The sequence below is a fragment of the Massilia sp. UBA6681 genome (assembly GCF_002454935.1).
In the GTDB taxonomy this organism is placed as follows: domain Bacteria; phylum Pseudomonadota; class Gammaproteobacteria; order Burkholderiales; family Burkholderiaceae_D; genus Telluria; species Telluria varians.
Genome location: NZ_DKJX01000015.1, coordinates 376 through 18,516 on the forward strand (window position 1 = coordinate 376; position 18,141 = coordinate 18,516).

21 protein-coding genes are annotated in these 18,141 nt (G+C 66.5%); 12 read left to right on the top strand and 9 right to left on the bottom strand.

The window, feature by feature from the left end:
• The 3 genes from B2R83_RS02050 to B2R83_RS02060 all read left to right on the top strand — a co-directional run.
• The coding region (locus B2R83_RS02050; protein WP_292038037.1) for an efflux RND transporter periplasmic adaptor subunit at nucleotides 1–554 on the top strand (554 nt) is incomplete at its 5' end.
• Between the two features lie 3 nt (nucleotides 555–557).
• Nucleotides 558–1,760, top strand: coding sequence for an ABC transporter permease (locus B2R83_RS02055; RefSeq protein WP_292038038.1), 1,203 nt, complete (start codon nucleotides 558–560; stop codon nucleotides 1,758–1,760).
• Nucleotides 1,753–2,475 (top strand): ABC transporter ATP-binding protein, encoded by a 723-nt coding sequence (locus tag B2R83_RS02060; RefSeq protein ID WP_292038040.1) that lies wholly within the window; start codon nucleotides 1,753–1,755, stop codon nucleotides 2,473–2,475. The genes B2R83_RS02055 and B2R83_RS02060 overlap by 8 nt, the downstream gene beginning before the upstream one ends.
• On the opposite strand, the gene B2R83_RS02065 is transcribed toward B2R83_RS02060, so the two are convergent.
• Genes B2R83_RS02065 through B2R83_RS02075 form a run of 3 tightly spaced genes read right to left on the bottom strand, consistent with a single transcriptional unit; the run spans nucleotide 2,472 to nucleotide 4,998 of the window.
• Complete coding sequence (locus B2R83_RS02065; RefSeq protein ID WP_292038041.1) at nucleotides 2,472–3,308, bottom strand: metallophosphoesterase; 837 nt, start codon at nucleotides 3,306–3,308, stop codon at nucleotides 2,472–2,474. The genes B2R83_RS02060 and B2R83_RS02065 overlap by 4 nt on opposite strands.
• Nucleotides 3,309–3,321: 13 nt before the next feature.
• Complete coding sequence (locus B2R83_RS02070; protein ID WP_292038042.1) at nucleotides 3,322–3,795, bottom strand: adenylyltransferase/cytidyltransferase family protein; 474 nt, start codon at nucleotides 3,793–3,795, stop codon at nucleotides 3,322–3,324.
• 15 nt (nucleotides 3,796–3,810) lie between these two features.
• A complete protein-coding gene (locus B2R83_RS02075; RefSeq protein ID WP_209587830.1) occupies nucleotides 3,811–4,998 on the bottom strand; it encodes a PilT/PilU family type 4a pilus ATPase in 1,188 nt (395 codons plus the stop codon).
• Nucleotides 4,999–5,142: 144 nt separating this feature from the next.
• Between B2R83_RS02075 and B2R83_RS02080 the strand changes: the two genes are divergently transcribed.
• On the top strand, nucleotides 5,143–6,084 hold the full coding sequence (locus B2R83_RS02080) for a hydrogen peroxide-inducible genes activator (protein WP_036210663.1): 942 nt from the start codon (nucleotides 5,143–5,145) through the stop codon (nucleotides 6,082–6,084).
• A 143-nt stretch (nucleotides 6,085–6,227) separates the two neighbouring features.
• On the opposite strand, the gene B2R83_RS02085 is transcribed toward B2R83_RS02080, so the two are convergent.
• The 3 genes from B2R83_RS02085 to B2R83_RS02095 form a co-directional block, all read right to left on the bottom strand.
• Complete coding sequence (locus B2R83_RS02085; RefSeq protein ID WP_292038047.1) at nucleotides 6,228–6,707, bottom strand: YaiI/YqxD family protein; 480 nt, start codon at nucleotides 6,705–6,707, stop codon at nucleotides 6,228–6,230.
• A gap of 71 nt (nucleotides 6,708–6,778) precedes the next feature.
• Nucleotides 6,779–7,351 carry a PEP-CTERM sorting domain-containing protein gene (locus tag B2R83_RS02090; protein WP_292038049.1) on the bottom strand — a complete coding sequence of 191 codons (573 nt, stop codon included), beginning with the start codon at nucleotides 7,349–7,351 and terminating at the stop codon, nucleotides 6,779–6,781.
• Nucleotides 7,352–7,379: 28 nt separating this feature from the next.
• Nucleotides 7,380–8,894 carry a PhoX family protein gene (locus B2R83_RS02095; RefSeq protein WP_292038050.1) on the bottom strand — a complete coding sequence of 505 codons (1,515 nt, stop codon included), beginning with the start codon at nucleotides 8,892–8,894 and terminating at the stop codon, nucleotides 7,380–7,382.
• 206 nt (nucleotides 8,895–9,100) lie between these two features.
• Between B2R83_RS02095 and ubiA the strand changes: the two genes are divergently transcribed.
• From ubiA to B2R83_RS02115, 4 genes are read left to right on the top strand one after another with little or no spacing between them, the layout of a single operon-like run.
• Nucleotides 9,101–9,955 (top strand): 4-hydroxybenzoate octaprenyltransferase, encoded by an 855-nt coding sequence (ubiA, locus tag B2R83_RS02100; protein ID WP_292038051.1) that lies wholly within the window; start codon nucleotides 9,101–9,103, stop codon nucleotides 9,953–9,955.
• Nucleotides 9,956–9,998: 43 nt separating this feature from the next.
• Nucleotides 9,999–10,319 (top strand): DUF883 family protein, encoded by a 321-nt coding sequence (locus tag B2R83_RS02105; protein WP_285376976.1) that lies wholly within the window; start codon nucleotides 9,999–10,001, stop codon nucleotides 10,317–10,319.
• Nucleotide 10,320: 1 nt separating this feature from the next.
• On the top strand, nucleotides 10,321–10,698 hold the full coding sequence (locus B2R83_RS02110) for a phage holin family protein (protein ID WP_292038054.1): 378 nt from the start codon (nucleotides 10,321–10,323) through the stop codon (nucleotides 10,696–10,698).
• Nucleotides 10,688–10,990, top strand: a complete 303-nt coding sequence (locus tag B2R83_RS02115; protein ID WP_209587823.1) for a hypothetical protein — start codon at nucleotides 10,688–10,690, stop codon at nucleotides 10,988–10,990. Before B2R83_RS02110 ends, B2R83_RS02115 begins: the two co-directional genes overlap by 11 nt.
• Nucleotides 10,991–11,120: 130 nt before the next feature.
• Here the strand turns inward: B2R83_RS02115 and proC are convergent, their stop codons facing one another.
• Together proC and B2R83_RS02125 are read right to left on the bottom strand one after the other, a co-directional pair.
• Complete coding sequence (proC, locus tag B2R83_RS02120; protein WP_292038055.1) at nucleotides 11,121–11,951, bottom strand: pyrroline-5-carboxylate reductase; 831 nt, start codon at nucleotides 11,949–11,951, stop codon at nucleotides 11,121–11,123.
• 12 nt (nucleotides 11,952–11,963) lie between these two features.
• Nucleotides 11,964–12,668: a YggS family pyridoxal phosphate-dependent enzyme gene (locus B2R83_RS02125; RefSeq protein WP_292038056.1), complete on the bottom strand. Its 705-nt coding sequence runs from the start codon at nucleotides 12,666–12,668 to the stop codon at nucleotides 11,964–11,966.
• A 55-nt stretch (nucleotides 12,669–12,723) separates the two neighbouring features.
• Here B2R83_RS02125 and B2R83_RS02130 point away from each other — a divergent pair, with 55 nt between their 5' ends.
• The 4 genes from B2R83_RS02130 (at nucleotide 12,724) to B2R83_RS02145 (ending at nucleotide 17,342) form a co-directional block, all read left to right on the top strand.
• On the top strand, nucleotides 12,724–13,767 hold the full coding sequence (locus B2R83_RS02130; RefSeq protein ID WP_292038057.1) for a type IV pilus twitching motility protein PilT: 1,044 nt from the start codon (nucleotides 12,724–12,726) through the stop codon (nucleotides 13,765–13,767).
• An 18-nt stretch (nucleotides 13,768–13,785) separates the two neighbouring features.
• A complete protein-coding gene (locus tag B2R83_RS02135; protein ID WP_027866973.1) occupies nucleotides 13,786–14,922 on the top strand; it encodes a PilT/PilU family type 4a pilus ATPase in 1,137 nt (378 codons plus the stop codon).
• 238 nt (nucleotides 14,923–15,160) lie between these two features.
• Nucleotides 15,161–15,625: a chemotaxis protein CheW gene (locus tag B2R83_RS02140; RefSeq protein ID WP_292038059.1), complete on the top strand. Its 465-nt coding sequence runs from the start codon at nucleotides 15,161–15,163 to the stop codon at nucleotides 15,623–15,625.
• 25 nt (nucleotides 15,626–15,650) lie between these two features.
• Nucleotides 15,651–17,342: a methyl-accepting chemotaxis protein gene (locus B2R83_RS02145; RefSeq protein ID WP_292038060.1), complete on the top strand. Its 1,692-nt coding sequence runs from the start codon at nucleotides 15,651–15,653 to the stop codon at nucleotides 17,340–17,342.
• 78 nt (nucleotides 17,343–17,420) lie between these two features.
• Here B2R83_RS02145 and B2R83_RS02150 read toward each other — a convergent pair whose 3' ends face one another.
• On the bottom strand, nucleotides 17,421–18,107 hold the full coding sequence (locus tag B2R83_RS02150) for a pentapeptide repeat-containing protein (protein WP_051996459.1): 687 nt from the start codon (nucleotides 18,105–18,107) through the stop codon (nucleotides 17,421–17,423).
• Between the last annotated feature and the right edge of the window lie 34 nt (nucleotides 18,108–18,141).

An 18,141-nucleotide genomic window follows, 5' to 3' on the forward strand; every position in this document is an offset into this window, starting at 1 on the left:
CGGGCCGCATCCTGTTCGAGATCGCGCGCGCGGGAGACACCGAGATCCTGGTGCCGGTGGACGAGAAGAATCTCGAAGTGCTGGCCGTCGGCCAGGGCGCGCTCTGCGTCGCCGACGCCTATCCGCTGCAGCCCTTCAAGGCCCGGGTCGATTTCATCGCCCCAGCCGTCGATCCCCAGCGCGGCACCGTGGACCTGCGCCTCGCGGTCGATCCGGCGCCCGCCTTCCTGCGCCAGGACATGACCGTCTCGGTGAACGTGGAAACCGGCCGGCGCGAGCACGCCATCGTGGTCCCGAACGACGCCCTGCTGGCGGTGCAGGGCCGGCAGGCCGAGACCTGGGTGGTGGCGGACGGCCGGGCCGAGCGGCGCCGCGTGCAGCTCGGCCTGCGCGGCCTGGTCCAGACCGAGGTCACGGCCGGCCTGCGCGCCGGCGACTGGGTGCTGGCCGATCCGCCCGCCACCCTGCGCGCCGGCGACCGGGTACGGCCGGCGCCGGCCGCGATGCCGGCCGACTCGGCCACCCGCAGGGAACTGCCGGCCAGGCTGGACTGACCCATGTGGCTCGAGTGGACCATCGCCACCCGCTTCCTGCGCGAAGGGCGGGCGCAGAGCATCCTGATCCTGGTGGGGATCGGCGTCGGCGTCGCCGTCATCGTGTTCCTGACCGCCCTGATCAACGGGCTGCAGGCCAACATCATCGACCGTACCCTGGGCACCCAGGCCCACATCAAGGTCCAGCCCACCGAAGAGCACAACCGGGTACTGCCGCCGGCCGCGGGCACCACCCAGCTGGTACTGGAGAGCAAGCGCGCCCAGCGCCTGCGCTCGATCAACAACTGGCAGGAAGTGCGCGACGTGCTCGACACCCTGCCGCGCATCACGGCGGTCTCGCCCCTGATCTCGGGACCGGCCTTCGCGCGGCGCGGCGATGCGCTGGAGTCGGTGGCGCTGGTGGGCATCGATCCGCCGCGCTACCAGCGCATCATCCCGATCCAGCAGGACATCGTGGAAGGGGCCTTCCGCATCGGCGCGGGCGACGCGGTGATCGGCAGGCAGCTGGCCAAGGACCTCGGCATGCGGGTCGGCGACAAGCTGCGGCTCGATGGCGGCCAGGGGCGCGAGAGCGTGGTGAACGTGGCCGGCATCTTCGAGCTGGGCGTGCGCGAGCTGGATGCGCGCTACGTCTACCTGGACATGAAGCAGGCCCAGTCGCTGCTCGACCTGCCGGGCGCCGCCACCGTGATCGACCTGACCGTGGACGACATCTTCGCGGCGCGCGAGATCGCCGCGCGCACCGCCCGCCTGACCGGCCTGAAAGTGGAGAGCTGGATGGAGACCAATGCGCAGCTGATGAACGCGCTGCGCTCGCAAAGCCTGTCGACGCGGATGATCAGCACCTTCGTGGCCCTGAGCGTGGCCCTCGGCATCGCCAGCGTGCTGTCGGTCAGCGTGGTCCAGCGCACCCGCGAGATCGGAATCCTGCGCGCAATGGGCATCACGCGCGGGCAGATGCTGCGCGTGTTCCTGGTGCAGGGCGCGCTGCTCGGGCTGGCTGGTTCGCTGCTGGGCGGCGGCGCCGGCTACGCCCTGGTGGGCGCGTTCAATACCTTCGGGCCGAAGCTGTTCACCATCCCGCTCGATCCCGCGCTGCTGGCGGGCGCGGCGGCGCTGGCGACCGTGACCGGGATCGTGTCGGCGGCGGTGCCGGCGCGGCGCGCGGCGGCCCTCGATCCGGTGGAGGCGATTCGCCATGTCTGAACGCGATCCCGGGCACGACGCCGGCCAGGAAGTGCTGCGCCTGGACGGCCTGCGCAAGAGCTACAACGTCGGCAAGCCGACCGAGGTCGAGGTGCTGCACGGTATCGACCTGCGCCTGGAGCGGCGCGACTTCGCCGCCCTGGTGGGCGCCTCGGGGTCCGGCAAGAGCACGCTGCTCAACCTGATCGGCCTGCTCGACCGGCCCACGGCGGGCGAGCTGTTCCTGCTCGGCGAGCCGACCAGCGCCATGGACGACGCCCGCCGTACCGCCCTGCGCGGCGGCACCATCGGCTTCGTGTTTCAGTTCCACCACCTGATCCAGGCCTTTACCGCGCTGGAGAACGTGCTGATGCCGCTGATGGCCGTGGGCGGCAAGCCTACCCGCGCGCAGGCCGATCACGCCCGCGCCCTGCTGGAGCAGGTGGGACTGGCGGGCATGGAAGCACGCAAGCCCGACCAGTTGTCGGGCGGCCAGCAACAGCGCGTGGCGGTGGCGCGCGCCCTGGTGACCCGCCCGGCCCTGCTGCTGGCGGACGAACCGACCGGCAACCTCGACAGCAAATCCGCCGCCGAAGTGTTCCAGCTGTTCCGCCGTTTCAACCGCGAGTTCGGTTGCGCGGTGCTCTTGGTGACGCACGACCCGCGCCTGTCGGAGCAATGCGACCGCACCATCACCCTGGTGGACGGCCGCATCGAGAGCGACAGGATCGCCTAGGCCGGTTTTTTTTCGGCCAGCATGGCCGCCACCATGGGCTGCGTGCCGGCATCCCAGCGGGCCAGCAGGCGCTGCGGGCAGCGGCCAAAAAGCGTCGCCAGGGCGCCGTCTTCCCAGCGGTGCAGCGCGAAGGCCGGCTCGCCCTGCTCCACCAGTGGCCGGCCGTCCGGCTGCCCGGCCGCCATGGGCGAGAAAGCCAGGCTCAGGTCCGAGGACGAGGACGGACAGGTCACGACCTGGCGGCCGCGCCAGGAAAACACGCCTGCCAGGTGCACGTGGCCGGTGCAGATGCCCGCGACCTGCGCGCCCTGCAGCGCGGCGTCGAGGCGGGCGATCCAGTCCTGGCCCGGCCCCGGGTCGATCCAGGGGATGCCGACGTCGACGGGCGGATGGTGCAGGAAGACCAGCAGCGGCGCACCCCGGCTGTCCTGCACGGCCTGGCGCAGCCAGGCGGCGCGCGCCTCGCAGAAGGCGCCGCCGTGGCGGCCCTCCTCGAGACTGTCGAGGACCAGGACCTCCAGTCCGCCGAACTCGGCGCGGCCCTGCACGAAACCGTCCGCGTCGTGGCGCTCGCCGAACACGGCGCGGAAATGCCCACGATGGTCGTGGTTGCCCAGCGCGAAACGCAGCGGATGCGGCCAGCGCGCCAAGGCCTGCCGCAGGTGCCGGTAGCTCTCCAGCGCGCCGTCGTCGGCCAGGTCGCCGCTCAGGACCAGCAGTGCGGGCTGCGGCTGCAGAGACAGGAGGTGATCCAGCACCCTGTTGAAACGCGCCAGGTTTGGATGGCCGGGGTCCGCGTGCAGGTGCAGGTCGGTGACTTGGGCGATCAGCATGCGGACTCCTTTGTCAGCCCCGGATCCTGGCCACCAGCTTGGTCGTCGAGCGGTCATGCTCGAAGTCGACCGCCACCGCCCGCCCGCCATAGGCCAGCACCGCCTGCCCTTCCGGAATCTTCGTCATGTCGTAGTCGCCGCCCTTGGCATAGATTTCCGGGCGCGCCTCCAGCACCACGGCAAGCGCGGTGTCCTCGTCGAAGTCCACCACCAGGCTCACCGATTCCAGTGCCGCCAGCACCGCCATGCGGTCCGCCAGGGTGTTGTGCGGGCGGTCGTCGCCCTTGCCGAGGCGCTTGACCGAGGCGTCGGTGTTGGCGGCCACCACCAGCGAGCCCCCCAGTTCGCGCGCCTGCGCCAGGTAGGTCACGTGGCCGCGGTGCAGGATGTCGAATACGCCGTTGGTCAGCACCACCGGCTTCGGTAATTGGGCGATACGCTGCGCCAGCTCGGCGCGCGTGCAGATCTTGTTTTCGAATGCAGGCATAAGGCTTGTAAAAAATCAGGTGGTAGTGGGTGCGTCGTCTTCCGGTTCTTCCTCGATCGCCATCGACAGCTCGGTGGCCCTGCCTGCGCTGCCGTCCGGCCCCTTGCGCTCGCCCGAGAGCTTGATCTGCAGGCGCAGGCCATTGGCCGAATCGGCGTTGCGGATCGCTTCATCGTAGCCGATGTAGCCCTTGTTGTAGAGTTCGTACAAGGCCTGGTCGAAGGTGCACATGCCGAGTTCGCGCGACTTGTGCATGATCTCCTTGATGTTCTGAAAGTTCCCTTTCAGGATCATCTCGCCGATGGTCGGGGTGTTCAGCAGGATCTCGATGGCCGCCTTGCGGCCCTTGCCGTCCTCCGTGCGGATCAGGCGTTGCGACACCACCGCGCGCAAATTGGACGACAGGTCCATCAGGAGCTGGTTGCGGCGCTCTTCCGGGAAGAAGTTGATGATGCGGTCCAGGGTCTGGTTGGCGTTGTTCGCGTGCAGGGTGCCCAGGCACAGGTGGCCGGTCTCGGCGAAGGCGATCGCGTGCTCCATGGTCTCGGTGTCGCGGATCTCGCCGATCAGGATCACGTCCGGCGCCTGGCGCAGCGTGTTCTTCAGGGCGTTGTGCCAGGAATGGGTGTCCACGCCCACCTCGCGGTGCGTGACCAGGCAGTTCTTGTTCTTGTGGACGTACTCCACCGGGTCTTCCACGGTGATGATGTGGCCGGCCGAGTTGCTGTTGCGGTAGTCGATCATCGCCGCCAGCGTGGTGGACTTGCCGGAACCGGTGCCGCCGACCACCAGCACCAGGCCGCGCTTGGTCATCACGACGTCCTTCAGCACGTCCGGCAGGTCGAGCTTCTCGAAGTTCGGGATCTCGGAGGCGATCGTGCGCACCACCATGCCCACGCTCTGCTGCTGCACGAAGACGTTGACGCGGAAGCGGCACACGCCGGGGAGCGAGATCGCGAAGTTGCACTCCATCTCGGCTTCGAATTCGAGACGCTGGCGCTCGTTCATCAGGGACAGGGCCAGCGCGCGCGTGACCTCGCCCGACAGGCGCTGCTGGCTCAGGGGCTTCATCGCGCCCTGGTGCTTCATGCTGGGCGGGAAATCGCTGGAGATGAACAGGTCGGAGCCGCCCTGGTGATGCATGACCGTCAGCAGCTTGTGGATGTAGGCCTGGGCTTCCGCCGGACCGAAGGTGGACGACATGGGTACCTCGCGTAAACGCAGGCGGAAATCCTGCCCGGCAATTATATCGACTATGATGAGGGGGTGATGAAATCCTGGCTGACTAAATGCCAACATTATGTCAGGATAAACGGCATACCAGCCGTGACATCGTGGAAAAAACCTATGACACTGACCGAGCTGAAATACATCGTCGCCGTGGCGCGCGCCAAACACTTCGGGCATGCCGCCGAAGCCTGCTTCGTCGCCCAACCCACCCTCTCCGTCGCCATCAAGAAACTCGAGGACGAGCTCGGGGTAACGCTGTTCGAGCGCGGCGGTTCCGAAGTCTCCGTCACGCCGCTGGGCGCGCAGATCGTGGCCCAGGCCGAACGCGTGCTGGAGCAGACCGCCGCCATCAAGGAACTGGCGAAACAGAACAAGGACCCGCTGGCCGGGCCGCTGCGCCTGGGCGTGATTTACACCATCGGCCCCTACCTGCTGCCGCCGCTGGTGAAACGCCTGATCGACACCGTGCCGCAAATGCCGCTGGTGCTGCAGGAGAACTACACCCACAAGCTGCTCGAACTGCTGCGCCAGGGCGAGCTCGACGCCGCCATCGTGGCCCTGCCCCTGCCGGAACACGGCATGTCGATGCAGACCCTGTACGACGAGCCCTTCGTGGTGGCGATGCCGCGCTCGCATCCCTGGGCCAAGCGCAAGGAAATCCCGGCCGACGACCTGAAGCTGGAAACCATGCTGCTGCTGGGCGCGGGCCACTGCTTCCGCGACCAGGTGCTGGAAGTGTGCCCGGAGATGGCGCGCTATTCGTCGCCGGGCAACGGCATGCAGCGCACCTTCGAAGGCTCCTCGCTGGAGACCATCCGCCACATGGTGGCGAGCGGCATCGGCCTGACCGTGCTGCCGCGCGCCTCGGTGGCCGACATGCACGACCCCAACGGCCTGCTGACCTACGTGCCCTTCTCCCATCCGGCGCCCTCGCGCCGGGTCGTCATCCTGTGGCGCAAGAGTTTTACTCGCCGCGCGGCGATCGACGCGGTGGCCGCGGCGGTGGGCGAGTGCAAGCTGCCCGGCGTGGACATGGTGGCGCTCGAAGCCGCCGCCTGATTCTTGTAGGGTGGGCGGCTATACCCGACGGGGTGATCAGCCAGCATGGTGAAGCCGCCCACGCGTTCAAGCACACTACGAATAGCCGGCGCGTCTGCTCATGAGGGAGCTGAACGCGTGGGCGGCAGCAGTAGCGCGAATGATCATGTCGTAGGAGTGGAGCCGCCCACCCTACGGATGTGTGAGCGCGCCAGCTGCCGGTCCAGCGCATTCGCGAAATTCCGGCTGTCGGCCTGGCTGAAGGCGGCCGGCCCGCCGGTATCGACGCCGCTGCCGCGCAGCTCTTCCATGAAGGCGCGCATCGTGAGTTGCTGGGCGATCGTGTCCTTGGTGTACCACTCGCCGCGTGGATTGAGCGGCAGCCCGCCCTTCTCCAGCACCTGCGCCGCCAGCGGGATGTCGCCGGTGACGACGATGTCTCCCGCGTTCACGCGCGCGACGATCTCGGCGTCGGCCACGTCCGGACCGCTTGGCACCTGCAGGGCGCGGATGAAGCGCGAACCGGGCACCCGGATCAGCTGGTTGGCCACCAGCGTGACGTCCAGTTGCAGGCGCTCGGCCACGCGAAAAAGAATGTCCTTGATGACGCCCGGGCAGGCGTCGGCATCGACCCAGATATGCATGATGAAGAAGAGCTTGTCGGCAGGAGACCGATTGTACCGGCAAGCCCTTTCCTTCACACCTGGATAAGTGCTCAGTCCTTCCTGCGGCGGCGGGCGGCGGCGGTCAGGCCGGCCATGCACAGCATCGGCAGCACCAACGCGGCGGTCGAGGGTTCCGGCACGGTCGCGGTGATGCTGAAGCGGTCGCCTGCCTGCAGGCCGGCGGTGTCGAGCAGCCAGTCCTGGCCGGCAGCGCCGAACACGTCGCCGAACTGGAACTCGGCGTACTCCGGCGTGGCGAAGTGGATCACGGCGGTGGTGGCGCCCGCATCGATCGCCTTGATGCTGCCGAAGGCCGGCGTGACGCTGCCGGGGCTGGCGAAGCGGATGCCCTGCAGGCTGAAAGTGAAGCGGCCAAGGTCGGACCCGGCCAGGTTGCGCACCAGCGCATCGAAGCTGAGCGGACCCTGCAGGTCATCCGCTTCCAGCACGAAGTTCAGCGTGCTGCTGCTGAAATCCCGCAGGTCGAGGTTGAAGGCCACGCTGCCCGCCCCGCTGAAATCCTCGACGGGGTTGGCGCCGGCGCTGCCGGTCAGGAGGGCGGCGTTGGCGGCGCCGGACAGCACCAGGGCGCCGGCGAATGCACACAGTTTGGTCAATTTCATGGGGTTCTCCGTTTGGTCTGGAATGCGCTCATAAAGGGCCCAGGGCCCACGGACCGGTAATCGCAAAAGTGACGCCCGGGGTCTGGATGTTGACGAACAGGTAGCGGCCGGTCGGGTCGAAGCAGGCGCCGGCGAATTCGTTGCCGCGCTGGTCGCCGGCGAGCGAGGCCAGCTTGCCTGCGCCCGTCAGCTGGGCGGCGCTCAGGTTGATGTTGTTCTTGGCAAAGATGTAGGCGTCGCCCGCGCCGGTCAGGCCCATCAGGCGCTGGCCGAAGCCGAAGGCGTCGGTGGCGGCGGTCGAGGCATCCTCGCAGATCAGGATGGCGTTGCGCGGGCTGACGGTCAGGTTGTCGCCCATATTGCCCACCAGGGCGCTCGGGCTCGAGTAGATGCACTTGAGCACCTGCGTAGCCAGGTCGAGTTCCCAGATGGTGCCGCGCGACACGGCGCCGCCCGCGGTATCCATCACGTAGACCTTGCCTTGCGCGTACCAGATGCCCTCGCCGCGATTCATGCGCGCGGCGCCTTGCACCCAGCCCTGCACGAAAGGACCGGCGGCATTCGTGATGCGCACGCCGCTCGGCCCGGTGGCGTCGCCGCGGTTGGCGTCCGGATCGGCGATGTTCACCCACTCCAGTTCCACGGTGGCGTCGACCGGCATGGTGGCCAGGTTGACGTTGTTGACGCCCTTGACCTTGGCCATCTGCAGCACGCCGCCCAGGGCCAGGCTGCCGTAGGCGCCGGTCCGGATGTCCGGGACGTAGCGGTAGAAGCCCGACTTGCCCGAGGAATCCTCGGTCTGGTAGACCATGCCGGTGGCCGGATCGACGGCGGCGGCTTCGTGCGCGAAGCGCCCCATGCCCTTGATCGGCTGGCCGGTGGTGAGCGCGGGGTCCGCATGGACTTCGAACACGTAGCCGTGCTTCTTGCCCGAGGCGCTGACATTGTCCGAACCGACTTCTTCGCAGCTGAGCCAGGTACCCCAGGGAGTGATGCCGCCCGCGCAGTTGGTCTGGGTGCCGCCAAGGCTGGGCGTCATGCTGACCCAGTTCCCGTCGCGGAACAGCAGGTTGGTGGTGCCGCCGCCGAAGCGGTTGCTCACGCCCGTACTGACGGTGCCGCTATCGTAGACACCGACCGCATCCAGGAAGTTGCCGGGGGAAGTGCCGCCGATTTCGTGGTTACGCACCAGCACCAGCTCGGTGCTGCGGCCCAGCTTGCGCGACAGGACCACGCCCATGCCGTCATGGCCGCCCGGACAGGTCTTCCCGTCGCTCATCCGGTCGCCGCGCCAGCCGAAGCTTTTATACGTAAAGCCGGCCGGCAGCTGCAGCAGCGGCAGGCCGGTCGCCAGGTCCTTGACCGGGGAGATCGGGCCGTAGGGGCTGTCGACCAGGGTGGTGACGCCATTGGCGGCCATGGCCTGCTGTGCCTGCAGTGCGGCAAAGGCGCCGATGAAGGGCAGCGCGGTCGAGCCGGCCAGGCCTTTGAGCAGGTTGCGCCTCAGCGGCGAATTCGGTGGGGGGAGGTCTTTGTCGGTCATGCTTGCTTCTCCAATGGGTGGTGAACGGCGGGCTGGTGCTCATCCGTGCGTTGCGAGCCGATGCATTAAAACAAACAAAGATGTCGGTTCGATGACAACAAAATGGCAACTTTCCGGATAGGAGACGCGCGCCGGCCGCTTCCGCCAAAAGGCTTTAGAATCCCTGTCTTCTGCTCAACAGTTCTTGCTCGACAAGACGCAACATCATGAACAAGCTGGCGCTCTATTTCCGCCTGATCCGAGCCGACAAGCCGATCGGCATCCTCCTGCTGCTGTGGCCGACCCTGTGGGCCCTGTGGATGGCGTCCGACGGGGTGCCGGACATGACCGTGCTGGCGATCTTCGTCGTCGGCACCGCCTTGATGCGTTCGGCCGGCTGCGCCATCAACGACTATGCCGACCGCGACTTCGACAAGCACGTCAAGCGCACCGTCGACCGCCCGCTCACCAGCGGCAAGATCCGCGGCTGGGAAGCGCTGATGGTGGCGGGGGTGCTGGCACTGCTCTCCTTCCTGCTGATCCTGCCGCTCAACACGCTGACCAAGCAGCTGTCGGTGCTGGCCCTGATCGTGGCCGGCACCTACCCCTACTTCAAGCGCTTCTTCGCGATCCCGCAGGCCTATCTCGGGATCGCGTTCGGCTTCGGCATCCCGATGGCCTGGGCCGCCGTGCAGGACACGGTGCCGGCAGTGGCCTGGTGGCTGCTGGTGGCGAACGTGTTCTGGGCCGTCGCCTACGACACCGAATACGCCATGGTCGACCGCGACGACGACCTCAAGATCGGCATGCGCACCTCGGCCATCACCTTCGGGCGCTTCGACGTGGCCGCGGTCATGCTGTGCTACGGCGCGGCGCTGGCCATCGACCTGGTGTGCGGCTGGTACCTGGGCCTGCGCTGGTGGTTCGTGGGCGGCGTCGTGGTCGCGGCCGGCATGGCGCTCTACCACTACACCCTGATCCGCGATCGCGAACGCATGGCCTGCTTCAAGGCTTTTCGTCACAACAATTGGCTTGGCGCCGCACTGTTCATTGGTGTCGCGCTAGACTATGCATTCAGGTAATATTGCACAAAAAGCATTCAACCCTTCTTTGACGAGGCCTACCATGATGGAAAAGATCCCTACCCAAACCGGCACCCGCGACCAGTTGCTGTCCGACCTGAAGACCGTGATCCAGGACGCCGAAGCCTGGCTGCGCAACGGCGGCCAGCTGACCGGCGACGAGCTGAAGGCCGCCAAGGCCAAGTTCGAGCAGACCCTGTCGACCGCCAAGGAAAGCCTGGGTGAATACCAGCACACCGTGGTCGAAAAGACCAAGGAAGCGGCGCGCGTCACCGACGAATACGTGCACGAGAACCCATGGAAGTCCGTGGGCCTGGGCGCCGCCGTCGGCGTCGTGATCGGCATGCTGATCGCCCGCCGCTAAGATGAGTATCACGGCGGCGGTGAGAAGGATCGGGGCCAACGTGCTCGACCTGGCGCGCACGCGCCTCGAGCTGGCCGCCATCGAACTGCAGGAAGGCGCCCAGCGTGTGTTCGGCTACCTCGCCTGGGCCGTCGCGGCCGCGGTGCTGGGGCTGTTCGCGCTGGGTCTGGTCATCCTGTTCGTGCTGGTGCTGTTCTGGGACACCCACCGCCTGGCGGCGGTCGGCGGCATGGCCGTGCTGTTCATCCTGGGCACCCTGTTCGCTGTCATGAGGCTGCGCGCCGGCCTGGCCGCGCGTCCGCCGATGCTGCCGGCCACCCTGGCGGAACTGCGCAAGGATGCGGCGGCCCTAAAGGGAGACGACCTCCATGGCGTCTAAATCCCTGGAACTGGCGGCGCGCCGCGAGGCCCTGGTTGCCCGCTGCGCCGACCAGCGCGCGCAGGTGGCGCAGGAAGTGGCCATGCTGTCCTCGCCGCAGACGCTGGGTTTGATCCCGGCTTATGCGGCCAGGCACCAGAAGACGGCGCTGATCGTGGCCGGCGTGGCTGCGGGGCTGTTCCTCACCAAGCCGAAATGGGCGGTGGGCACGGTGACGGCGGTCGTGTCGGCCTACAAGTTCGCGCAGAAGCTGCTGCCTGTGCTCAGGTGGAGGGGCTTCGAGGTTCACTGAACCGTAGGGTGGGCGGCTTGTCCGCCCACGCGTTCAAACTTGGCGAGATCTGCCCGTGCGTAGCTTCATCTGCTAACTATCACCGCGTGGGCGGGAAATTAGTCCACTGGACTAATTTCCCCCGCCCACCCTACGAATCCTTCCCCAGCTCGTCCCCGAGCTCGCGCCCGCGATCCGCCGCCGCCTTCATCGCCGCGACGATCGCGTCCTTCACCCCCGCCGCCTCCATGCTGGTAATCGCCGCATGCGTCGTGCCGCCCTTCGAGGTCACGCGCTGGCGCAGCACCTCGACCGGATCGCCCGATTGCGCCGCCAGCTGCGCCGCGCCGGTAAAGGTGGCCAGCGCCAGCTGCCTGCCCTGCTCCGCGTCCAGTCCCATCTCCAGCGCCGCCTGCTGCATCGCTTCGAGGAAGTAGAAGACATAGGCCGGGCCGCTGCCCGACACCGCCGTTACCGGATCGATCAGGCTCTCGTCCTTCAGCCACACGGTCTGGCCGACCGCGCGCATCACCTTATCGGCCGCCGAGCGCTGGGCCTCGTCGACTTCGCTGGCGGCCACCATGCCGGTGATGCCCATGGCGATCAGCGCCGGGGTGTTCGGCATCGAGCGCACGATGCGGGTGTAGCCGCCCAGCCAGCGCGACAGGTCGGCGATGCGGATGCCTGCCGCGATCGACAGCACCAGAGGCTGCTTATCTGGAACATTCGCGAGCAGCGGCTTGAGGCTGGCCGCGACTTCGCGCATCTGCTGCGGCTTCACGGCCAGCACGACGACGTCGGCGGCGCCCACCTGCACGTCGATGCCTGCCGCCGTGCTCACGCCGTACTGGCTGGCCAGGCGCTCGAGCGCCTCGGTATTGGGGTCCACCACGTGCAGGCTGCCGGCGCCGGTGAGTTGTCCGGCCAGGCCGGCGATCAGGGCCGTGGCCATGTTGCCGCCGCCGATGAATGCGATCTTCATGCTGTTCCTTTTTTATTGCTCGTAATGGCGAGCGCCGAAGATGGCGCTGCCGATCCGGACGATGGTCGCGCCTTCCGCGATGGCCGCTTGCAGGTCGCCCGACATGCCCATCGACAGGGTGTCGAGCGCCAGGCCGTCGGCGCGCAGATCCTCGAACAGGCCGCGCAGGCGGGCAAACGCTGCGCGCTGCTGCGCCGGGTCATTGCTCGCTTCGGGAATCGCCATCAAGCCGCGCAGGCGCAGGTTCGGCAAGGCGGCCACCTGGCGCGCCAGCTCCGGCAGTTCCGCTTCGCCGGCGCCGCTCTTGCTGGCTTCCCCGCTGATGTTCACCTGCAGGCAGATGTCGAGCGGACCGAGCGCCAAAGGGCGCTGTTCGGACAGGCGCTGGGCGATCTTCAGGCGATCGACCGTGTGCACCCAGTTGAAATGGGCGGCGATCGGGCGCGTCTTGTTGCTCTGGATCGGACCGATGAAATGCCAGCTGACCGGGGCATCCGGTTGCAGGCGCGCCACTTCCTGCATCTTGTCGAGCGCTTCCTGCAAGTAGTTTTCGCCGAAGGCGCGCTGGCCCACGGCCATCGCTTCGACCACGGCTTCCGCAGGGAAGGTCTTGGAAACGGCCAGTAACTGGACCTCGTTCCTGCCCCTTCCGGCAGCGCTACAGGCGGCCTGGATTGTCGCTTCGACAGCTTGCAAGTTCCCAGCGATTATGGACATAATGATTTTCTACAGGAAATATTTTGAGTGCTTCGCACACGCCACAGGATTATAAATGGACATCTCGGAACTGCTTGCCTTCTCTGTTAAGAACAAGGCATCTGACCTGCACCTCTCGGCCGGCCTGCCGCCGATGATCCGGGTGCACGGCGACGTGCGCCGCATCAACCTGCCCCCGCTGGAGCACAAGGACGTGCACGGCATGATCTATGACATCATGAACGACGGCCAGCGCAAGCAGTACGAGGAAGTGCTGGAGTGCGACTTCTCGTTCGCGATCCCCGGCCTGGCGCGCTTCCGCGTCAATGCCTTCAACCAGGAACGCGGCGCGTCCGCGGTACTGCGTACCATTCCGTCCAAGATCCTGTCGCTGGAAGAATTGAACGCGCCGAAGATCTTCAGCGAGCTGGCATTGAGGCCGCGCGGCCTGGTCCTGGTGACCGGCCCCACCGGCTCGGGCAAGTCAACCACGCTGGCGGCGATGGTCAACCACCTCAACGAAAACGAATACGGCCACATCCTCACCATCGAGGACCCGATCGAATTCGTGCACGATTCCAAGAAGTGCCTGATCAACCAGCGCGAAGTCGGCCCGCACACCCTGTCCTTCAACAACGCACTGCGTTCGGCGCTGCGCGAAGACCCGGACTGCATCCTGGTGGGCGAGCTGCGCGACCTGGAAACCATCCGCCTGGCCCTGTCGGCGGCGGAGACCGGCCACCTGGTGTTCGGGACCCTGCACACCTCTTCGGCCGCCAAGACCATCGACCGTATCGTCGACGTGTTCCCAGCCGAAGAAAAGGAGATGGTGCGTGCGATGCTGTCGGAATCGCTGCAGGCCGTGATCTCGCAGACTCTGCTCAAGACCAAGGACGGCTCGGGCCGCGTGGCCGCGCACGAGATCATGATCGGCACCCCGGCGATCCGCAACCTGATCCGCGAAGCCAAGATCGCGCAGATGTACTCGAGCATCCAGACCGGCAGCAGCGTCGGCATGCAGACGCTCGACCAGAACCTGACCGACCTGGTGCGCCGCAACGTGATCTCCAGCGCCGCCGCCCGCGCCGCTGCGAAAATCCCCGAAAACTTCCCGGGCTAAGCCTTTCAAGGACACACCATGGAACGCGACCAGGCATCCAAGTTCATGTTCGACCTGCTGCGCCTGATGACCAGCAAGGGCGGTTCGGACCTGTTCATCACGGCCGGCTTCCCGCCGGCGATCAAGATCGACGGCAAGATGACGCCGGTCTCGAACCAGGCACTGAACGGCACCCATACCGCCGACCTGGCGCGCGCCATCATGAACGACAAGCAGGCCGCCGGCTTCGAGCTGACCAAGGAAGCCAACTTCGCGATCAGCCCGGGCGACCTGGGACGCTTCCGCGTCTCGGCCTTCATGCAGATGGGCTGCGTCGGCATGGTGCTGCGCGTGATCACCACCACCATCCCGAAATTCGAGGATCTCGAGCTGCCGGAAACCCTGAAGGACGTGATCATGACCAAGCGCGGCCTGGTCATCATGGTCGGCGCCACCGGCTCGGGCAAATCGACCACGCTGGCGGCCATGGTCGGCTACCGCAACGAGAACAGCTACGGCCACATCATCACCATCGAAGACCCGGTCGAATTCGTCCACCCGCACCGCAACTGCGTGATCACCCAGCGCGAAGTGGGCGTCGACACCGACAGCTTCGAGGCGGCGCTGAAGAATTCGCTGCGCCAGGCGCCGGACGTGATCCAGATTGGCGAGATCCGCGACCGCGAAACCATGGAGCACGCGATCGCGTTTGCCGAGACCGGCCACCTGTGCCTGGCCACCCTGCACGCCAACAGCGCCAACCAGGCGCTGGACCGCATCATCAACTTCTTCCCGGAAGAGCGCCGCCAGCAGCTCTTGATGGACCTGTCGCTCAACCTGAAGGGCCTGGTGTCGCAGCGCCTGATCCCGAAGAAGGAAGCCAAGGGCCGCGTGGTGGCGATGGAGATCCTGCTGAACTCCCCGCTCATCTCCGACCTGATCTTCAAGGGCGATGTCCACGAGATCAAGGAAATCATGAAGAAGTCGCGAGAGCTGGGCATGCAGACCTTCGACCAGGCCCTGTTCGACCTGTACGAGGCGGACAAGATCAGCTACGAAGATGCGCTGCGCAATGCCGATTCGGTGAACGACCTGCGCCTGAACATCAAGCTCAACAGCAAGCACGCGAAGAACCGCGATTTCTCGACCGGGATGGATCACCTCGGCATCGTTTGAAACAGCCGTGATGTTGTTTTTCGGAAAAAAATATTTTTTCTAGGGAAATGTCTGATATTTGCATTCTCAAGAGAAAAGCAAAATTTTATCTGCATAAAATTACAAATTTACGTATAAAATCTTCTTAATTGTAAAATGTAAAATTTGTTTCAAATTTGTTTCTCATTGGAATCAATATAGTGAGCTGATATGCTCTCAGGGTGGCGGCCAACGCCGCCAAGCTCACTTGAAGGTTCTCATGAATACTCAGACCCACGATGTCGAGGTCCTCGCTTTCCGGCTCGGCCAGGAAGAATACGGCGTCGACATCCTCAAGGTGCAGGAAATCCGCGGCCAGGATCCGGTAACCCGCATCGCCAATGCCCCCGACTTCATCCAGGGCGTCGTCCAGCTGCGCGGCGTGATCGTGCCGATCGTCGACCTGCGCCGGCGCTTCGGGCTCGCGACGCAGGACACGCCCTTCACGGTCGTCATGGTCCTGCACATCGGTGGGCGCGTGATCGGCATGGTCGTCGACAGCGTGTCCGACGTGATCCGGCTGGCTCCCGGGGACATCCGTCCGGCGCCGGAACTGGGCAGCGCCTTCGACACCGAATTCCTGCTCGGCCTCGCCACCATCGACGAACGCATGCTGATCCTGCTCGACATCGAGCGCCTGATGTCCTCGGAAGAGCTCGGCCTGATCGAGCGCCTCGCCGCCTGACCCCAACCCACACCGGAGTTTCCCCATGTTCAAGCGCATGAAGGTAGGCACCCGCCTGCTCGCAGGCTTCCTGACCCTGTCCATTCTCGGCGCCATCGTGGCCGCCATCGGCATCTACAACATGGCGCAGATGAACGAGCGCACCGAGCGGCTGTACACCCGCGAACTGCTCGGCATCTCCCACGTCAAGGAAGCCAACATCAACCTCGTGATCGTCGGGCGCGCGCTGCGCAACGTCATGCTCGCCTCGAGCGAGCAGGAGCGTCAGGCCGCCATCGCCGCCATCGCCGCCGCGCGCGGCCGGCTGAAAGACCATCTCGACCAGGGACGGCAACTGTTCTTCTCCGAGAACGGCAAGCGCATGTTCGCCGAGGTCGACAGCGGCACGCGCGACTATGAAGCCGCCGTCGAGCAGGCCCTCAAACTGGTCCAGGCCGAAGGGCTGCAGGAAAACCGCGCCGCGGTCGACTACATGCTGGCCACGGTTGCGCCCCGCGCCAATGCAATCGACGAGCGCATGACCAGCCTCACCCGCATCAAGGAACGCAATGCCGAGGAAGCGGCGCAGGATGCGAGCGCCCTGTACGAATCGAGCCGCGCCATGATGCTGATGCTGGTGCTGGGCAGCGCCGTCTTCGGCGTCGGCCTGGGCGTCGTGATCACCCGCGGCCTGACCCGCCAGCTGGGCGGCGAGCCGGCCTACGCGGGCGACATCGCCAGCCGCATCGCGGCGGGCGATTTGAGCGTCGATGTGGCGCTGCGCCAGGGCGACCGCTCCAGCCTGCTGTTCGCCATGAAGACCATGCGCGACAGCCTGGCGCAGATCGTCGGCGAGGTGCGTAACGGCACCGACGCGATCGCCTCGGCCTCGCGCCAGATCGCCAGCGGCAACCTCGACCTGTCCTCGCGCACCGAGGAACAGGCCAGCTCGCTGGAAGAAACCGCCTCCTCGATGGAAGAGCTGACCTCGACCGTCCAGCAGAACGCCGACAATGCGCGCCAGGCCAACGGCTTGGCCACCTCGGCCTCGGAAGTGGCCGAACGCGGCGGCGCCGTGGTGGCGCAGGTGGTCGACACCATGGCCTCGATCAACGACTCATCGAAGAAGATCGTCGACATCATCGGCGTCATCGACGGCATCGCGTTCCAGACCAACATCCTGGCCCTGAACGCCGCCGTGGAAGCCGCGCGCGCGGGCGAACAGGGCCGCGGCTTCGCGGTCGTGGCCTCGGAAGTGCGCACCCTGGCGCAGCGCTCGGCAAGCGCGGCCAAGGAGATCAAGCTCCTGATCGACGATTCGGTAGGCAAGGTCGACGCCGGCGCGCGCCTGGTCGACCAGGCCGGCGCCACGATGGACGAGATCGTCGCCAGCGTGCGCCGCGTGACCGACATCATGGGCGAGATCTCGTCGGCCAGCCTCGAGCAGACCGAGGGCATCGAGCAGATCAACATGGCGGTCAGCCAGATGGACCAGGTGACCCAGCAGAACGCATCGCTGGTGGAAGAAGCGGCGGCAGCGGCCGAGTCGCTGCAGGACCAGGCCGGCAAGCTGGCCGAACTGGTGTCGGTGTTCAAGCTCGATGCGCGGTCGCCATCGGTGGCTGCGCCTGCCGCGCAGGCCAGGCCGGCAACGCGCCTGGCGGCGCCTGCCCTGAGGGCGGCCCATCCGGAGCCACGCAAGGCCGCCGTGCGCGAGGAGGAATGGGAAACCTTCTGACGCCGAATCCGATCTTCGACGCCCTGCACCGCGCCGGCCAAGACCTTCAGGCCGGACTTCACGTAGCGCCGGCCCCGTTCAGGCCACGTTCAGCCCCATCTCCCGCACCATCTCGGCCGCCTGGCGCGCCGAGATGGTCGCACCCGCGAACTGCTTCGCATTCGCCAGCTTCAAGCCGCCGATATCGGCTTCGCGCAGGTCCGCGCCCTCGAAGCGCGTGTCCCTGATGTGGGCGTCGCGCAGGCTGCCGCCTTCGAACACCGCTTCGCGGAAGTCGCAGCCCGCTAGGTCTGCATCCGCGAAATCCAGCCCCACCAGTTTCGCCTTGCGGAAGGACATGCGGCGCAGGTCGGCGCCGACCAGCAGCGTGTCTTCGAAGCTGAGCGCCAGGTGGCTGGTCTCCTCGAACTGCGCGCCGGTCAGCTTGCAGCTGCGGAAGGAGGCGGACGCCAGGCGCGCGCGGCGCCAGCTACTGTTGTTCAGGTCGGAGGATGCGAAGAGCGCGTCGACCAGCTCGGCGGACTCGAAATCGGCGTGCCCGCCACGGCAGCGTTGCCAGCGCGTGCGCGCCAGCTTGGCCGCGTAGAACGAGGTTTCCGCCAGTTGGCAGGAGCGGAACACGCAGTCTTGCAGGTCGAGGCGCGACAGGTCGAGGCTCGACAAGTCGCAGTCCTCGAACACGAGGAGGCTGCCGGAAGCGAGGGAGGATTCGATGCGGGCGCGGTCGAGGGCTTCGCCGCCGAGGGTGATGGTGGTGCGGGACATGGCAAGGATGCGGTGGTTCGGCCGGACAGCATAC

What these genes read in the sequence shown, in the direction of transcription:
- B2R83_RS02115 (WP_209587823.1), top strand. Translation starts at nt 10,688, where the DNA reads ATGGCGTCTAAATCCCTGGAACTGGCGGCGCGCCGCGAGGCCCTGGTT.
- proC (WP_292038055.1), bottom strand. Translation starts at nt 11,951, where the DNA reads ATGAAGATCGCATTCATCGGCGGCGGCAACATGGCCACGGCCCTGATC.
- B2R83_RS02060 (WP_292038040.1), top strand. Translation starts at nt 1,753, where the DNA reads ATGTCTGAACGCGATCCCGGGCACGACGCCGGCCAGGAAGTGCTGCGC.
- ubiA (WP_292038051.1), top strand. Translation starts at nt 9,101, where the DNA reads ATGAACAAGCTGGCGCTCTATTTCCGCCTGATCCGAGCCGACAAGCCG.
- B2R83_RS02080 (WP_036210663.1), top strand. Translation starts at nt 5,143, where the DNA reads ATGACACTGACCGAGCTGAAATACATCGTCGCCGTGGCGCGCGCCAAA.
- B2R83_RS02065 (WP_292038041.1), bottom strand. Translation starts at nt 3,308, where the DNA reads ATGCTGATCGCCCAAGTCACCGACCTGCACCTGCACGCGGACCCCGGC.
- B2R83_RS02090 (WP_292038049.1), bottom strand. Translation starts at nt 7,351, where the DNA reads ATGAAATTGACCAAACTGTGTGCATTCGCCGGCGCCCTGGTGCTGTCC.
- B2R83_RS02125 (WP_292038056.1), bottom strand. Translation starts at nt 12,668, where the DNA reads ATGTCCATAATCGCTGGGAACTTGCAAGCTGTCGAAGCGACAATCCAG.
- B2R83_RS02110 (WP_292038054.1), top strand. Translation starts at nt 10,321, where the DNA reads ATGAGTATCACGGCGGCGGTGAGAAGGATCGGGGCCAACGTGCTCGAC.
- B2R83_RS02085 (WP_292038047.1), bottom strand. Translation starts at nt 6,707, where the DNA reads ATGCATATCTGGGTCGATGCCGACGCCTGCCCGGGCGTCATCAAGGAC.
- B2R83_RS02075 (WP_209587830.1), bottom strand. Translation starts at nt 4,998, where the DNA reads ATGTCGTCCACCTTCGGTCCGGCGGAAGCCCAGGCCTACATCCACAAG.
- B2R83_RS02145 (WP_292038060.1), top strand. Translation starts at nt 15,651, where the DNA reads ATGTTCAAGCGCATGAAGGTAGGCACCCGCCTGCTCGCAGGCTTCCTG.
- B2R83_RS02070 (WP_292038042.1), bottom strand. Translation starts at nt 3,795, where the DNA reads ATGCCTGCATTCGAAAACAAGATCTGCACGCGCGCCGAGCTGGCGCAG.
- B2R83_RS02055 (WP_292038038.1), top strand. Translation starts at nt 558, where the DNA reads ATGTGGCTCGAGTGGACCATCGCCACCCGCTTCCTGCGCGAAGGGCGG.
- B2R83_RS02140 (WP_292038059.1), top strand. Translation starts at nt 15,161, where the DNA reads ATGAATACTCAGACCCACGATGTCGAGGTCCTCGCTTTCCGGCTCGGC.
- B2R83_RS02095 (WP_292038050.1), bottom strand. Translation starts at nt 8,894, where the DNA reads ATGACCGACAAAGACCTCCCCCCACCGAATTCGCCGCTGAGGCGCAAC.
- B2R83_RS02135 (WP_027866973.1), top strand. Translation starts at nt 13,786, where the DNA reads ATGGAACGCGACCAGGCATCCAAGTTCATGTTCGACCTGCTGCGCCTG.
- B2R83_RS02105 (WP_285376976.1), top strand. Translation starts at nt 9,999, where the DNA reads ATGATGGAAAAGATCCCTACCCAAACCGGCACCCGCGACCAGTTGCTG.
- B2R83_RS02130 (WP_292038057.1), top strand. Translation starts at nt 12,724, where the DNA reads ATGGACATCTCGGAACTGCTTGCCTTCTCTGTTAAGAACAAGGCATCT.
- B2R83_RS02150 (WP_051996459.1), bottom strand. Translation starts at nt 18,107, where the DNA reads ATGTCCCGCACCACCATCACCCTCGGCGGCGAAGCCCTCGACCGCGCC.